Below are 16,249 nucleotides of genomic sequence, written 5' to 3' on the forward strand. Positions count from 1 at the left end.
ATCATCCATTTACCTAAGCCGATTGCTTAAAACATTGACCGCAGATTTTATTTTTTCGCTTTATTCTTCCGGTAAACCGTACGAAGTTCTTCCTCCCAATCCACTGACCAATCATAAAGTCCGGACAATGGTTTGGCAAGGCTCGTTCCAAACTCGGTTAACGTGTATTCAACACGAGGTGGTACTTCGGGGTAGACCTTCCGTGAGATCATACCGTACTTCACCAAAGTTTTCAGGGTCTGAGCCAACATTTTAGGTGAAATGCCAATGACTTGCCTTAGCAGATCGCTGTTCCTTTTTGTTCCCTGCATCAGGACTGTTACGACCAGCAACGTCCACTTATCGGCTATCAGTGCAAAGGATTGATGTATAATACAGTTTTCATCAAAGATGGCTCTGGCAGCCAATGATTCCATGTATGAAATTTTTTTTACCTCTTTGTTGATTTTTTTTTCCGCCATTATGGTATGTTTTTCTATTTACTACCTAAAAGTTAGTAACTTACTAGTAAGTACCTACTTTAATAAGTAAATTTATGCTTTTAAATTTGTTAAACAATGTAAATAGTTAAATATAAAATTCGGAAAGAGATGAAAACAAGACAAATGTTATGGGTCGTATTAGTATTTGTAACTATACTTTCGACCGAGGCTCAAAAATCCACCCCCGCTTTTGAGGCCGAAGCCAGGAAAACGGAAAAAGTAAATCCCAGAAGTAAGCAGGGGGACACTGTTGAGGATCTATTAAAAGCATTCAATCTGGGGGCAGAAAATGTACTGGAACTTTTTGATGAGGAAGCCATTATTGAATACCCGTACGCCTATTCATTAGGTACGCCTTCCTCATTGGACAAAACGCAGTATGGCCATTATTTAAAAGGTGCGCTTGCGAATATGCCAGATATAGCTTTTTCAAATGTGAACGTCTATCGGGCAGCACAAAGAAATGTGATTTGGGCCGAATTTCACGGGGAAGTTATTATCCCCTCGACAAATCAGCTTTACAGACAAGACTATGTGGTTCGTATTACCCTGAAAAAAGGAAAGATCATCCACTACAAAGAATATTGGAATCCTATGGCTGTATCTACCATGGGGGATGATAAAGAAGTTAGTAAAATGTTTAATGACAAATCAAAACAATAAAATCATGAAAATAGTAATTGGTGCTGCCGCAGGAAACATTGGCAGCCGTGTAGCCGGAAAAATAGCATCAGCAAATCATTCAGTGGTATTATTAGGGAACAATCTTGATTCGTTACAAAACCTCAGGATACCTAATTCATCTGCTTACGAAGTGGATATGCGTGATGCAGAACAGGTAGTTGCACATACAAAAGGAGCAGATGCATTTTTTTGGCTTATACCTCCAACCCTTGGTGCATCCAGTCTGAAAGAATGGTATGATGATGTGATCACTGCCGGGGTAGAAGCCATCAAAGAAAACAATATTCCACGTGTAGTGGCCATTTCTTCTCTTGGTGCAGGTGCCGCTAATAATTTGGGTACAGTAACTTACGTGGGTAATTTAGAACAGGCCTTCAAAAAAGTAGCGTCAAATGTAGTCTTCTTAAGGCCTGGTTATTTTATGGAAAACTTCTTACTGCAAAAAGAGGATATCCTTAAAAATGGCAGTTTTTCCTTTCCGTATGCTCCGGATCATGACATCCCTTTTATTAGTGCTGACGATATCGGAGATGTTGCAGCAGATTATCTGATGGATGCGCATTGGGCGGGGCAATGGACCAGAAATGTTATGGGGCCGACTAATATTACCCTTCAAGAGGCAGCCAGTATATTCTCAGCAGAGCTGCAACAGGAAATTGTATACAAGCAAGTAACCTATGAGGATATCAAAAATCAATTTGCCCGGTTTGGAGCAAATGAGATTGTGCAAAAGGAAATGGTAGACCTTTATGTTGCTTTGGGGGATCCTAATGGCGCTTATGCTACACCTCGTACAGCTGAAGTTTATACACCTACCACCCTGGTAGACGTAATTCAAAATAAGTTTATTTCAAGATTGTGATCAGCATGAGGTTTCAAAATTTAGTTCCGCTTTTAAAGTTGCTGTCTGGTTCAAAAACCAGATAGCAACTTTGGGTAATAGAAATTATGAGCTTTTAAATGATTTCCAGCTCAATTAGATTATAGTTCATGGTTATTAATATTGTATATAATAAGCAATGTGTGGACTCTACTTTTAGGTTTGGCGTAGTAATACTGAAAGTAATTGCGGGAGACCCTATTTGCACCTTTCATATCCCATGCTTATTCATCCGTCGGTAAAGCGCTGTCCTGGTCAGCCCTAAGGTTTGGGCTGTTTTTGTCACGTTCCCTCCATTGAGTTCCAAGGATTCCAGGATGAAATCGCGCTCCATTTCATCCAGTGTTCGTGAGGCGCTGCCAGTCATTACGCGCTGTCCGGAAGTGGCGTTGATGAATAGTTCAATGGTATCGACTTGATCCTGATCGCTCAAAATGACAGCACGCTCTACCGCATGTTGTAACTCGCGTATATTACCGGGCCAATGATACTTTTTTAGCTTTTCAGACGTACTCTCGCTTATGGTAAGTTGTGGTTTGAAATACTTTTTGCGGTACACCTTTAGAAAGTGTTCTACCAAAATGGGGATGTCATCTATACGCTCTTTCAACGACGGAAGCCTGATCTCCACGGTATTGATCCTGTAAAGCAGGTCTTGTCGAAACCGTTGTTCATAGACCATGTCATATAGAGGCATGTTGGTGGCGCAAACTAACCTGAAGTCCACCGGAATTTCCTGGTTAGAGCCTACTCTGCGTACCGTTTTACTTTGTAAAACGGTGAGTAGCTTGGCCTGCAACGGAGTGGAGAGATTGCCGATCTCATCCAGGAAAATGGTGCCTCCTGACGAAAGCTCAAACCGACCCGTCTTGTCTTGCTTGGCATCTGTAAAGGCCCCTTTCGAGTGACCGAACAGCTCACTTTCGAACAGCGTTTCGGTAATAGCTCCAAGATCAACACTGATGAATACTTCTTCTTTCCGTAACGAACGACCGTGGATGGCACGTGCTACCAGCTCTTTACCCGTACCGTTCTCTCCTAATATCAATACGTCAGCATCAGTCTTAGCTACTTTATTGATCAATTCCTTTACTCTTTTGATGGCCGGGGATTGTCCTATGAAATCTTCATATCCCTGGTTATTATCTTTAGAAAGTACCTGGCTGGTTTCTTTTAACCGGGCCACTTTCTTACGCGATTTTCCAAGTTCTAATGCTGAGAGTATCGTGCCCAACAGTTTTTGATTTTTCCATGGTTTCAACACAAAATCCGTGGCGCCTTTCTTCATGGCTTTTACCGCCAGGTCCACTTCTCCGTAAGCCGTGATCAGGATCACAATGGCATCTTTATCCATTTCCATGATGCGATCAAGCCAATAAAAACCTTCCTCCCCATCATTCACTCCCTTTTTAAAATTCATATCTAACAAGATCAGGTCATAGTTACTACCCGTCATTAATTTCGGGAGAAGCTTCGGGTCTTCTTCGATATCCACCTGGCTGAATTCCTGTTTTAAAAACATACGTGCTGTTTCCAAAACGTCTCTGTCGTCATCGACTATGAGTATGCTGGCATTCGTTTTCATGTCCTGAATGTACGGATATGATCCATAAAGTGATCAAAAATTGTTATGAAAATGATACAATTGAATCGCAAAGAGCATCAAGGGAGGGAGATAAGCACTTTTATTTCGTAATGGAATTTTTTTTAGTAAAGTATCTGCTCGGGTTGTTAAAAGTTGTATCATAAATGATACACTCATGCGTATGTTTATGATACACTCATGTAATTCAAAATAATTAAAAATGACTTAATTTACTGATATTCAGTGTTTTGAATCAATGGCATAGCCTTTGGTATAGGGAGTGTAGCTAACAACGAAGTGATGTTAAGAAATTATCTAAAAATTACGCTGAGAGATCTGAAGAAGAATCGCTGGTTCACTTTTATAAACATAATAGGGTTAACCATTGGAATTTCAGCTAGCCTGATTGTCTATGTTTATGTAAGTCATGAATTATCTTATGACAGTTTTCATAAAGATGTGGACAGGCTTTACCGGGTGGTGTCTACTTCTTTTTCAAGCAATGATACGGAATACGAGGATTCCACCCCATACCCCTTGATTGGAGCATTGAATTCAGAATTCAGTCAATTTGAAGCCTGCACTCAAATGCATCTGGACCCCAGTCCATTAGCGGTAGTAAATGACCAGAAGTCGTTAATCGACCTGGTGATTTTTGCAGACAGCAATTTCTTTGATGTTTTCAGTTTTAAAATAATTTCCGGTGATCCCAAAAGGGCTTTTGGAGCGCCGGGACGAGCGTTTATCTCTGAACGTCAATCTTTGGCCCTTTTTGGGGATGGAGACCCCCTGGGGCAGAAAATAAAACTAAGGAATCTAATAGAAGTGGAGGTGGAAGGCGTTTTTGAAAACCCTCCCACAAACTCACATATAAGACCAGACCTGTTAGTTTCTTATCCTTCATTTTCAGATAAATACGTTTATGGCCTGGACATTGACAGTTGGACCATGCGGGCCAGTGGTTATGCCTATGTAAAGTTAAAGCGTGGCGAAAAGCCTTCAAATACCAGTGCTTCTTTTGAGAAAATGGTGAAGCAATATCTTGATAAGGATGATGGTAGAAATCTTACATTTCAACTGCAACCCTTGGAAGAGATTCATTTTGACCGAAAATGGAATAACTCAGCTACCGATGAAACGTCGTTGTGGATACTGGGTGTTATTGGCATTTTTATTCTGTTCATAGGTTGCGTGAACTTCATCAATTTGTCCACAGCACTTGCCGTGCGAAAGTCTAAAGAAGTGGGTATTCGAAAAAGCCTTGGCGCAGGTAGAGCGCAACTTGTGATACAGTATTTGTCGGATACCTTGATAATCACCACCATTTCAGGAATTCTGGCGGTAGGTATTAGCGAGCGGATCGTTCCATTATTCAACCGGTTTTTTGACGAGCAATTGGAATTGAATATGGTAGATACGTTATTGTTTACCGTGTTCATCATCATTGTGGTGACTTTACTGGCGGGCATATACCCTGCCTTCATATTATCGGGTTTTAACCCTACCAAAGCGTTGAAGAACAATATTCATTCACAAAGTCAATCGTCATTGTTTTTGCGGAAGGGGTTGATCATCCTGCAATTTTTCATTTCTCAAGCGCTCGTCATTGCTACTATCGTCATTGCTAACCAAATGGGGTATTTTATGAGTAAACCACTGGGGTTTGACCGGGAGGCCGTGGTAACACTGGATATAAGCGAAAACGATGAAGAGATCCTTAAACGTTTCAGGGAGCGTCTGCTTACGAGCGAAGGGATAGAGGAAGTGTCCTTTTCTTTTAGCTCTCCTGAAAAAGAAAATTTTATAGAAACACATTTTTACCAGACAAAAGATGGCGTTGACACCCGGAGTGGTGTTTACATACAAGCTGCAGATTATCACTTTAAAGATACCTACGGACTAAATATTAAGCATGGAAGATGGTTTCTGCCTGGCGAAGAAAAGTTGGTCAGGATCGTCTTTGAAGGAGATGATGATCAGCCTAAGCCTGATATTTCTTATATCATCAATGAGACCGCTGCCAGAAAATTAGGCTATAGCAACCCGGAAGATGCCGTCGGCGCCCGGATAACCACTGGGATCGATGAATTGACGGCCCCTGTTGTTGGAGTAGTGGAAGACTATCACATGGGGTCTCTTAAACAGAAGATAGCCCCGGCCATATTAATGCATTTACCCATGTTTTATTTTACGGCAAACGTCAAATTGGCCTCCAATCGAATGTCTGATGGCATAGACCACCTGGAAACCACTTATGAAGACGTATACCCCAATAACCTTTTTGAATACCAATTCATTGACGATAGTATAGAGGAACTGTATTCTACCGAGCAGCGAACGTTTGCCTTGTTTAAGCTATTCAGTGCGCTTTCCATTTTTATATCTTGTTTGGGGTTGTTAGGGCTCATATCCTTCGTGGTGTCCCAGCGCATGAAAGAGGTAGGGATAAGAAAAGTACTTGGTGCCAAAGTATTGGGTATTGTTATGCTGTTTTCACGTGATTTTATCTGGTTAGTACTGATTGCCTTTGTGCTTTCAGCTCCTGTAGCGTGGTATGCCATGGATTATTGGCTGTCTTCGTTTGCTTATCAGATTGATATGGAAGTATGGTTCTTTCTGTTAACGATCATACTTTCTATGGCCATTGCCTTTGTAAGTGTGGGCTACCAGGCGTACAGGGCTGCTATGGTCAATCCGGTGGATGTATTAAAAGATGAATAACAAAGAAGAATAATGTTTAGAAATATCATCAAAATAGGCTTTCGTAGTTTTTTAAAAAATAAGTCGCACACACTGATCAACATTGTGGGGTTGTCACTTGGCATCACATCAGCGCTGGTGATCTTTATGATCATTCGTTTTGATCTGAGTTTTGATAATTATCACGATGATGTAGATCGCATTTACCGTCTGGTAGTAGAAGAAGAGTTAAATGGTGAAATAGATCCTGATACGGGTGTGCCATTTCCCATGCACTTGTCTTTCAAGCAGGACTTTTCAGATGTTGAATTCTTTACTTATGTAGATAATAACATAGGAGATCCGATCATATCTTTCGAGCGCCATGGCGCAGAGGTGAAACTTCAGGAGGATGATCTTACAACTGCCTATGTAATGCCCGATTATTTCCACATTTTCAAATATCAGTTCATTCATGGCAGCCCGGATAAGGCGCTTCAGAATCCACATGCCGTTGTGATATCCAGAAGCCTTGCGGAAAAGTACTATTCAGACCCGCTGTCGGCCATGGGAGAGACGTTTACCGTAAATAGCAATTTTGAAGTGACCGTAACCGGTGTGGTGGAAGATGTGCCGGACAATACGGATATTCCTTTCAATATACTCTTTTCTTTTGAGACCAATAAAAACAGGATGTGGGATTCGTGGACAGCTACCTCATCGTCTGTGCAATGTTATGCGAAGCTCCATAAAGGAATTGATCCTCAGGTTTTTGATGGTAAAATAGCTTCTTACCTGCAAGATCATAAAAAAGAAGGCGAGCGAATATCAAAGAGTACGCTTTTGCTCCAGCCACTTGCAGAAGTGCACTTTAATACAGATTATCCGCCCTTCACAGGTCGGGTAATAACTTCAGATGAAATACTTATTTTGGTGATCATAGGAGTATTACTTCTCGTGGCGGCATCTATCAATTTTATCAACCTGAATACTGCCCAGGCAGTAAAACGTTCCAAGGAAATTGGTATACGAAAAGTATTGGGGAGCGGACGTACCCATCTGGCTTTACAGTTTTTGGGAGAAACGCTTCTGATAACGCTTATTTCTACCGTTATAAGCCTTGGGTTGGCGGAATTACTTCTCCTCAAAACAGAAGTCGTTATTGGTTATTCTTTGCCGCCTACCGTTTATGATTTACAGTTATTTGCCGCATTGATTGTCATGATACTTGTGGTTTCGTTATTATCCGGCCTTTATCCTGCCATTATTCTTTCCAGATATAAAGTAATAAGCGCTCTTAAAAATAAAATAAACGCCGGCTACCGGAATGGACTTTCATTGCGAAGGTCGTTGATAGTGGTTCAGTTACTGATCTCACAAGTTCTTATAGTGGCTGTAATTGTGGTTTCGCAACAGTTACGGCACTTTATAAATGCTCCAACCGGTGTGGACATGGCAGGATTGGTAGAGTTCCGTGTACCTGAACCCGGTAAAGAACGGTTAGAAACCTTTAAGACAAACCTGAAAGCTATCTCAGGGATAGAGCAGGTGACTTTTTCAAATACAGGTACTACTTCCGAAAGTGTGTGGGGAGGTAAGGCCAGGTATAACAATGGAAATGGCCCGGTCAACCAATCTATGCAAATAAAACTCATTGATGAGACTTATTTAGATACCTATGATATTGAACTCCTTGCAGGAAGGAATATTGGTTTTGATACTGTAAGGCAGTTTTTGATCAACGAAATGTCAGTGACTGCATTGGGTATAGAAAGCTATGAGGAGGCGATAGGAGAGAAATTTGATATTTGGGGGAAAGAGGGAACGATAGTCGGCGTGGTGAAGAATTTTAATACTACTTCCCTGCACAATGCAATGGAGCCGGTTGTGATGTGGACACAACCAAAATCCCATTACCTGGGGGCGGTGAAAATGCTGCCGGGTAATTGGCCTGATAATATTACGCGGATTAAAAGTGAATGGGAGAGGTTGTTTCCTGACTACATTTTTTCTTATGGATTTTTGGATGATGAAATTGCCCGGCTATATGAAAATGAGCAACGTACTTCACGAACAGCTATGGTATTTGCCGCTGTAGCTATATTCATTGGGGCTATTGGCCTTTTTGGCCTGATGTCCTACCTGGTGAATACACGTACCAAAGAGATAGGCGTACGAAAAGTATTGGGCGCCAGCATTGGTCAGGTGATACAATTGCTGTCATCAGATTTCGTAAAGTTAGTAGGAGTGGCGTTCTTGATTGCTGTACCGGTTTCATGGTATTTTATGGACCGCTGGCTGGAAGATTTTGCCAGCAGGATAGAGATCAGCTATTGGATATTTCTGCTGGCTTTAGGCTGTTCCCTGGTAATTACACTGCTTACGGTAGGTTTAAAATCCTTTAAAGCTTCCATCATAAATCCAATAGAAGTGCTAAAAGACGAGTAGAGCAGAGGGCATAGAGCATAGAGCACAAGGAAAGGTTATAAAACATAAACTCAGAACTCACGACTCAAGACTAATAACTCATAACTAAATACTAACCACCAAAAAAATGATCAAAAACTACATAAAAATAGCTTTGAGATACCTGCTGAAAAACAAGGTATTCTCTCTGATCAATGTCATCGGTATGGCATTAGGGTTAGCGTGTGTACTGATTATTTTAAGTTATGTGCACCTTGAATTAAGCTATGATAATTTTCATGAGCACAAAGAGTCTATTTTCAGGGTGGCGGTAAACTGGGAGGATGATGGTCAACGTGTGAACTCTGCCAAAAATAATGCGCCGCTGGCACCTGTTCTTAAAGAGTCTTTATCGGGTATAGTCAATACCGTCAGAATGTATCCTTACCCCATAGTGGCCAGTGCTGATAAAGAGAATAAGATCAAAGAATCAGGCTTTACTTTTGCAGACTCCAGCTTCTTTCGGGTCTTCAGCTTCAAGGCTATTCGTGGTAACCTTGCTACGGCGCTGGATGCCCCTTTCTCCGTGGTGCTTTCCGAAGGTGCTGCACTGCGACATTTTGGCTCTACAGACGTTGTTGGTAGTACATTTTATTATGAAGATGAGCGGCGGAAAGCAAACTTTACCGTCACAGCGGTGATGGAGGACCTTCCTCAAAACACCCATTTTCAATTTGATATCCTTGGCTCTTTTAGTACCCTGGAAACAATCATGCCCAGGTATGACAATTGGCATTACCCGCCCATGTACATCTATATCCAATCACAGGACGAGTTGCAATATCATCAGTTAAACCATCAGGTAAATGAATTGACATACAGTCATTTACCTGATTATGTGCAAGCGGAAAATCGTGAATTTATACTTCAGCCTGTTACCGCCATTCATCTGCATTCTGATATGGACCATGAGTGGAAGTCCAATTCGAATGTACTCTATGTCAAATTATTTATCATTATCGCTGTTTTCATATTGATCATTGCATGTTTGAATTTTGTAAACCTTGCCACCGCTAGGTCAAGTCAGCGGGTAAGGGAAGTGGGGATGAGAAAAGCATTAGGAGCCCACCGAATGCAACTGGTCGTCCAGTTTTTAGGTGAATCCACCATTACCACTTTTTTAGCGTTTGTATTATCATTCGGCCTGGCCGAATTAGTGATCAGATATTTCTTTAAAGGCTTTACACATCAGCAGCTGTCTCTGGATTTTATGCTAAATGCTGAAGGTGTAGTATATATTATAGCGGCTTTTCTGCTCATTAGCTTGTTTTCAGGACTGTATCCCGCTTTTTATTTATCGGGTCAAAAACCAGCTCGTGCATTGAAAGGGATGCAAAAGAGCACATCAAAAAGGCTGAATTTAAGAAAAGGAATGGTCGTGTTTCAATTTGTAGTTTCAAGTGTACTTATCGCCGGTACTGTCATTGTTATACAACAGACCCAATACCTTAGAGGTAAAGACTTAGGGTTTGATAAAGAAAGTGTGGTAGCCATAAAAATGACAGACCGTATGGCCCAGAAAAATTATCAAAGGTTAAAACAAGACATCCTTAGAGAAGCCAGTGTAGCGAATGTAGCGCTTTCCAGTGCACTTATGGGGAGCAATGACTTTTATGCGTTCCAAACTTTTCCGGAGGGCGTGAAAGAACAGTCGGAGTACACTTTTAAGACATTGGGGGTAGATGAAGATTTCCTTACCACTTACAATATTAAACTCATAGCCGGCAGGGATTTTTCCAGGGATATTATAACCGATCAAAAAGAAGCTATTATCCTGAATCAGGCCGCAGCTAAAAAGTTGAACTGGACCGAACCACTTCACAAAGAGTTTGGTCTTACGGTGTATACACAAAAAGAAGAAATCAGGCAAAGTAAAGTAATCGGCGTAGTAGAAGATTTTCATTTTGCTTCACTTTATAACCAGGTGGAACCTTTAGTGATCTACATCAATAAACACCCGTATTACAGCGACTTCCTTTCTGTCAAATTACATAAAGGTGATTTGATAGAAAACGTACAGATGCTTCGATCCAAATGGGAGAATTTTAACCCGGAAAAACCTTTCGAATGTTATTTCATAGATCAGGAACTGGATGCTTTTTACCACAGTGAATTACAAAAGTCACGTATATTCATGGCCTTTTCCATACTATCCATTTTCATCTCTTGCCTGGGATTATTTGGTATAGCCGCATTCAGCGTTCAGCAACGTACCAAAGAAGTGGGTATACGAAAAGTATTAGGTGCTAGCATAATGAGCATATGGAATTTGATCTCTAAAGAGTATGTGAGAATTATCCTGTTGGCAAATGTTATTGCGTTACCTATAGTGTGGTATGTATCTGATTATTGGCTGCAAAGCTTTGAATATAAAGTGGAGATCAATGGAGCTGTTTTTCTATTTACACTAGTGGTGGGACTATTGCTGTCACTAAGCACGGTAAGCATCCACGCCCTGAAAGCCGCCCAAACAAACCCTGTAAAGACACTCAAAAGTGACTGAGCAGAGAGAAAATCAAAACTATAAACATTAAAAACAAAGACTCAAGACTAATGACTAACGACTCAAGACTGATAACTCACGATTAACAACATAAAAAATGCTCAAAAACTATTTCAAAACAGCCATAAGAACCCTCTTGCGTAACAGGGTGAATACAATCATTAATACCTTAGGTCTGTCTTTTGGCATTACAGGGAGCGTGATACTTTTTCTGCTTGCACAGTTTTATTTTAGCTATGATGCCTACCATGAAAAAAAAGACAGGATCTACAGAGTAGTGACCAATACTTATTCTGATGGCAATGAAGATAATACTTCAGGGGTCCCAAGCCCGCTGCCGGAAGCAGTTAAAAATGATTTCGGGGATTACCTGGATGAGGTCATATTTATTTCCAACAGAGGGTATGGTCTGGTCAATTTTACGGATGCTTTAGGACAGCAGCAATCTATCCAGGAAGACGATGGAGTCGCTTATACGCAACCTGGGTTTTTCAATATTTTTGATCGGGGAATTACAAAAGGCAACAGGGAAAAGGCGCTGGAAGGTCCTAATAAAGTGGTTCTATCTGAACGATTGGCAAAAAAATATTTTAAAGATAGCGAACCAGTAGGGCAGATGATCCTGCTGAATAAAGAACATGAACTGGAGGTGACAGGAGTAATGGAAAACTATCCTGATAATTCTGACTTTCCGTTTGAAATGCTGGTCTCCTACGCTACGATAGAGGATGAATACCTTGAAAGAACAGGCTGGAGAAGTATTGGTAGTGATGATCAATGTTATATACTGCTAAAGGAAGGGGCCAATCCGGAAAGTATCCAATCCGGTTTCCCTGAATTTGTGGATAAATACCTGGAAGGTGATAATCAGTCCAAGCGGGAGCATTGGCTACAACCCTTATCCAATATTCATTTCAATACCAACTACTCAAATTACACCTATAATACAGTGGCGAAATCGGAGTTATGGGCCATGCTTATTATTGGTGTTTTTCTCATTGTTACGGCATGTATCAACTTCGTAAATCTCTCTACAGCAATTGCGGTGAAACGAGCTAAAGAAGTAGGAGTGAGAAAAGTACTGGGAGGGTCACAAACTCAGTTGGTTCGTCAGTTTTTAGGTGAGTCTTTAGCAGTGGTGATATTAGCAGTTTTGATCTCATTAGGGCTTATCGAACTGGTTTTGACTTACGTGAACCCATTTCTGGACATAAAGCTGGCCATGGACCTGTTTTCTAATCAGCCACTGGTAATTTACATAACTTCTGTTACCCTTTTGATCACCCTGCTGGCCGGTTTATACCCTGCCTTTGTACAAGCACGTTTCCAACCTTCAAAAGCGTTAAAAAGCAGGTTAACAGGACATACAGGCAAAGGTTATAACCTCAGGAAAACATTGGTGGTATTCCAGTTTTTGATCTCCCAGGTATTTATTATCAGTACATTCATCATATTCGATCAGATGGACTACTTTAGAAATAAAGACCTCGGCTTTAAAAAAGAAGGAATCCTTAACGCCTGGATACCCAGACTGCCGGAGGGTGGGGATGAGAAGAGAAAAACTCTGAAATCCCGTGTGGCATCCATTGCCGGGGTTGAGTTAGTGAGTTTAAATTACAAACCGCCATCATCGGGGTCCGTTTCAGCCACCTGGGTAGACATAGATGTTAAACCCAACGGACAGGAATCCCAGTATAAAAGAGTAGACGGTAATTATGCTGACTTGTTTGGGTTGGAATTGATTGCCGGGAAAGGTTTGCTTGACATTGATACAGCTGATCGGGCGGTAGTGAATGAAATGTTTTGTAAGGCAGTGGGTATTACGCCTGATAGCATCGTTGGATACACCATAGGGTTATGGAGAAATTCTGTGCCTGTCGTTGGTGTTGTTAAGGATTTTCATACTATGTCACTTCATAGTAAAATAGAACCTACATTTTTAATCAATGGCATTAGCAGGTATGATAACCTTTCTGTCAAAATAGCTGCGGGCAACCTCAAAAATGTGGCTGATCAGGTAGAGGTGATATGGAAAGAGGTGTACCCGGATTATAACTATGAAGGCAACTTCATGCAAGAGGAGATCAACGAATTTTATGAATCGGAGCAGAAAATGTCTACTATTTTCTCTGTGTTTTCCGGTGTCGCTATATTCATCGGGTGCCTGGGGCTGTTTGGGTTGGTTTCTTTTATGGTAAATCAAAAAGTAAAAGAGATAGGTGTAAGGAAGGTCCTTGGGGCTACGGTTGCTCAGATACTGTATTTGCTTTCAAAAGAATTCGTTCGGTTGATCTTTGCAGCTTTTATAATAGCTGTGCCATTAGCCTGGTGGGGTATGAACAGTTGGTTACAAGATTATGATTACAGGATAACGCCGGGTTTTTTGACCTTTTTATCCGGCCTGGGGCTTACATTATCGATCGCTTTGCTCACGGTAGGTTTTAAATCTTTTAGAGCAGCTACCTCTAATCCGGTGGACAGTTTAAGGGATGAGTAATTCCAGGGGTAGGCTAATAAACGAATGATCATGTTCCGTAATTACATCAAAGTTATTTTCAGGAATGCTTACAGGAATAAACTGTACACACTGATCAATACAGCGGGGCTTACCATAGGGCTGGCCAGTTTCATATTCATCGCACTATACCTATACAACGAAACAAACTATGATGACTTCTGGGAATCATCAGAACAACTTTATCGTGTCGATGCTTCCTGGACCTATGCAGAGGAAGAAACCAGGTATGCTACAGCTCCCTCACCACTGGCTCCGACGCTACTGGTGGAGGCACCTGAAGTTCGGGCCGCTACCCGTATGATAAAGCGATCTGATTTTACGTTAAGACCGGAAACGGACCATTCCAGGGTATTTCGTGAAACCAACCTCTACATCGCAGATGAACACTTCTTTCGTGTATTTTCAGGTCGTCTGTTAAAGGGGGACCAGGAAAAGGCGTTAAAAATGCCAGGTTCTATCGTAATCAGTGAATCAGCTGCGAGGAGATACTTCGGAGATGAATTCTATGCGAATAATGAAGTGCTGGGAAGACATATTTTAGGGGGGAAGGATGGTGGGACGCTATGGAAAATCACCGGTGTCATGAAGGATATACCGGTTAATTCTCATCAAAATTTTGAGATGTTAGTTTCTATGTCCACAAGCTGGACCAGTCTTATGGATGATACGAATTGGTCATGGTTTAGCATGCATACGTATATACGGGCGTCTGATGCTTTACCTCCCGAACAAATACAGCTTAAACTGGCAAAGCGGCTGGATGATATCATCCTGGGGCATGTAGTCCCGTTTTTGGGTGAGCCTGAAACCACATCCGATGGAGTGAAATATCATCTAATGCCTGTCAGGGATATTCATCTCTATTCACACTTTTTGCGTGAGATGCAACCTAACGGTGATATAAAGTATGTCTATGTCTTTGGTTTAGTGGCCTTGTTGATCCTTTTGGTAGCCTGCATCAACTTTGTCAACCTGGCTACTGCCCAGGTAGTACGCAGAGGCAGAGAAGTGGGTGTTAGAAAAGTAATGGGGTCATCTTCTGAGGTGGTGATCCTACAGTTTATATTAGAATCCGTAATGTTTAGTATGGCTGCGCTGGTACTGGCGCTCGGGTTGGTAGAACTCGGTGTGATATTCGCTGAGCAAAATTTTCAGTTCCATATAACGGTAGGGTTATTTGAGCGTTGGGAGCTTATAACCTCTGTTGTTGGAGTAGCTCTGTTTTTTGGGGTATTTGCAGGCCTTTACCCTGCGATCATGCTTACTGCTTTTAGACCTGCTCAGGTATTAAAAAGCAAGGTGCCTATGTCTTCCGGGAAACCATTTTTTCGAAATGCCTTGGTGATATTTCAGTTTTGCATTTCGATTGGCTTGATCATGGCTACCGGTATTGTAAATGACCAACTGAATTACATGAAGACAAAAAACCTCGGTTTTGATAAAGAAAATGTATTGGTGATTCCGAATGACAGGGAGATTGAAGAAGAAAGAGCCGCATTTCAACAAGCCTTACTTTCATATACTGAAATCACCGGAGTAAGCTTTTCTTCCGGTATTCCATCCTTAGACAGGTTCATGGTACGAGACTTTTCTCTTAAGGCGAATAAGGGTAGTCAGGGTATGCGCTGGTTTGAAGCAGATGCAACGTTTGCCGGAACGTTAGGCCTGTCATTTTTGGAAGGCAGAAATTTTCAGGTCCAGGCTACATCTGATTCGTTTGGCATTTTACTTAACCAGCGTGCGGTACATGAACTTGGGTTGGAAGAACCTGTAGGAAGTGAAGTCGTTATCAACCAGGGAAGTGATGATGAGAGAACGGTACAGGTATTGGGAGTGGTCAGGGACTTTAATTTTGAATCCCTCCATAAAAGAGTAAAACCCCTGGCAATAGAATTCTTGAGAGATTATACCTTCAAGGATTATATAAGCATACGCATAGCTGCCGGGAGCACGGAAGAAGCTGTAAAGATCATAAAGGGTGTGTGGTCGGATTTTGAACCCCAGGTACCACTCACCTATAGTTTTTTAGATCAGGATTTTGATGCACTTTTTAAGTCGGAAGAACAGTTAGCACAACTCTTTAGGGTGTTTTCTATACTCGCTGCCATAATCGCGGGAATGGGGCTGTTTGGGCTGGCCGCGTATATGATACAACATAGAAACAAAGAAATAGGTGTACGAAAAGTGCTCGGAGCTTCTACAACCAGTGTATTGATCATGTTACTGAAAAACTTTATGCAACTGTCATTTATTGGCCTGGTCATAGCATCGTGCCTGGTGTTTTTTGGTGTACGTGAATGGCTTAACACCTTCGCCTATCGAACAGATATACACCTGGAAAGATTTATTACCGGTGGGATTGTAGCCGGAGTTATTACGGTAGGGGCAGTAATTTATCAGGTGGTAAAAACTGCATTGGAAAGCCCCTTAAGCGCTCTTAAAGAGGATTAAA

General features: G+C 41.5%; 9 protein-coding genes. 7 read left to right on the plus strand and 2 right to left on the minus strand.

The window, feature by feature from the left end; all coding sequences use genetic code 11:
- Positions 1-47: 47 nt before the first annotated feature.
- Positions 48-461: a helix-turn-helix domain-containing protein gene (locus tag FNH22_RS15655; protein ID WP_143399356.1), complete on the minus strand. Its 414-nt coding sequence runs from the start codon at positions 459-461 to the stop codon at positions 48-50.
- Positions 462-590: 129 nt separating this feature from the next.
- On the opposite strand from FNH22_RS15655, the gene FNH22_RS15660 reads away from it, so the two are divergent.
- Positions 591-1,145 carry a nuclear transport factor 2 family protein gene (locus tag FNH22_RS15660; protein WP_143399357.1) on the plus strand — a complete coding sequence of 185 codons (555 nt, stop codon included), beginning with the start codon at positions 591-593 and terminating at the stop codon, positions 1,143-1,145.
- 4 nt (positions 1,146-1,149) lie between these two features.
- On the plus strand, positions 1,150-2,028 hold the full coding sequence (locus FNH22_RS15665) for an NAD(P)H-binding protein (protein WP_221420283.1): 879 nt from the start codon (positions 1,150-1,152) through the stop codon (positions 2,026-2,028).
- A gap of 229 nt (positions 2,029-2,257) precedes the next feature.
- Here FNH22_RS15665 and FNH22_RS15670 read toward each other — a convergent pair whose 3' ends face one another.
- On the minus strand, positions 2,258-3,631 hold the full coding sequence (locus tag FNH22_RS15670; protein WP_143399359.1) for a sigma-54 dependent transcriptional regulator: 1,374 nt from the start codon (positions 3,629-3,631) through the stop codon (positions 2,258-2,260).
- 300 nt (positions 3,632-3,931) lie between these two features.
- On the opposite strand from FNH22_RS15670, the gene FNH22_RS15675 reads away from it, so the two are divergent.
- The 5 genes from FNH22_RS15675 (at position 3,932) to FNH22_RS15695 (ending at position 16,248) form a co-directional block, all read left to right on the plus strand.
- Entirely contained in the window at positions 3,932-6,352 is a 2,421-nt protein-coding gene (locus tag FNH22_RS15675; RefSeq protein WP_143399360.1) for an ABC transporter permease, read from the plus strand.
- 12 nt (positions 6,353-6,364) lie between these two features.
- Positions 6,365-8,758: an FtsX-like permease family protein gene (locus FNH22_RS15680; RefSeq protein WP_143399361.1), complete on the plus strand. Its 2,394-nt coding sequence runs from the start codon at positions 6,365-6,367 to the stop codon at positions 8,756-8,758.
- A 106-nt stretch (positions 8,759-8,864) separates the two neighbouring features.
- Positions 8,865-11,279 carry an ABC transporter permease gene (locus tag FNH22_RS15685; protein WP_143399362.1) on the plus strand — a complete coding sequence of 805 codons (2,415 nt, stop codon included), beginning with the start codon at positions 8,865-8,867 and terminating at the stop codon, positions 11,277-11,279.
- Positions 11,280-11,376: 97 nt separating this feature from the next.
- Entirely contained in the window at positions 11,377-13,776 is a 2,400-nt protein-coding gene (locus tag FNH22_RS15690; protein WP_143399363.1) for an ABC transporter permease, read from the plus strand.
- A 30-nt stretch (positions 13,777-13,806) separates the two neighbouring features.
- Positions 13,807-16,248: an ABC transporter permease gene (locus FNH22_RS15695; protein ID WP_185154249.1), complete on the plus strand. Its 2,442-nt coding sequence runs from the start codon at positions 13,807-13,809 to the stop codon at positions 16,246-16,248.
- Position 16,249: the final 1 nt, after the last annotated feature.

The organism is Fulvivirga sp. M361, from assembly GCF_007097395.1.
GTDB lineage: Bacteria > Bacteroidota > Bacteroidia > Cytophagales > Cyclobacteriaceae > Fulvivirga.

What these genes read in the sequence shown, in the direction of transcription:
- FNH22_RS15680 (WP_143399361.1), top strand. Translation starts at nt 6,365, where the DNA reads ATGTTTAGAAATATCATCAAAATAGGCTTTCGTAGTTTTTTAAAAAAT.
- FNH22_RS15690 (WP_143399363.1), top strand. Translation starts at nt 11,377, where the DNA reads ATGCTCAAAAACTATTTCAAAACAGCCATAAGAACCCTCTTGCGTAAC.
- FNH22_RS15655 (WP_143399356.1), bottom strand. Translation starts at nt 461, where the DNA reads ATGGCGGAAAAAAAAATCAACAAAGAGGTAAAAAAAATTTCATACATG.
- FNH22_RS15675 (WP_143399360.1), top strand. Translation starts at nt 3,932, where the DNA reads ATGTTAAGAAATTATCTAAAAATTACGCTGAGAGATCTGAAGAAGAAT.
- FNH22_RS15695 (WP_185154249.1), top strand. Translation starts at nt 13,807, where the DNA reads ATGTTCCGTAATTACATCAAAGTTATTTTCAGGAATGCTTACAGGAAT.
- FNH22_RS15670 (WP_143399359.1), bottom strand. Translation starts at nt 3,631, where the DNA reads ATGAAAACGAATGCCAGCATACTCATAGTCGATGACGACAGAGACGTT.
- FNH22_RS15660 (WP_143399357.1), top strand. Translation starts at nt 591, where the DNA reads ATGAAAACAAGACAAATGTTATGGGTCGTATTAGTATTTGTAACTATA.
- FNH22_RS15665 (WP_221420283.1), top strand. Translation starts at nt 1,150, where the DNA reads ATGAAAATAGTAATTGGTGCTGCCGCAGGAAACATTGGCAGCCGTGTA.
- FNH22_RS15685 (WP_143399362.1), top strand. Translation starts at nt 8,865, where the DNA reads ATGATCAAAAACTACATAAAAATAGCTTTGAGATACCTGCTGAAAAAC.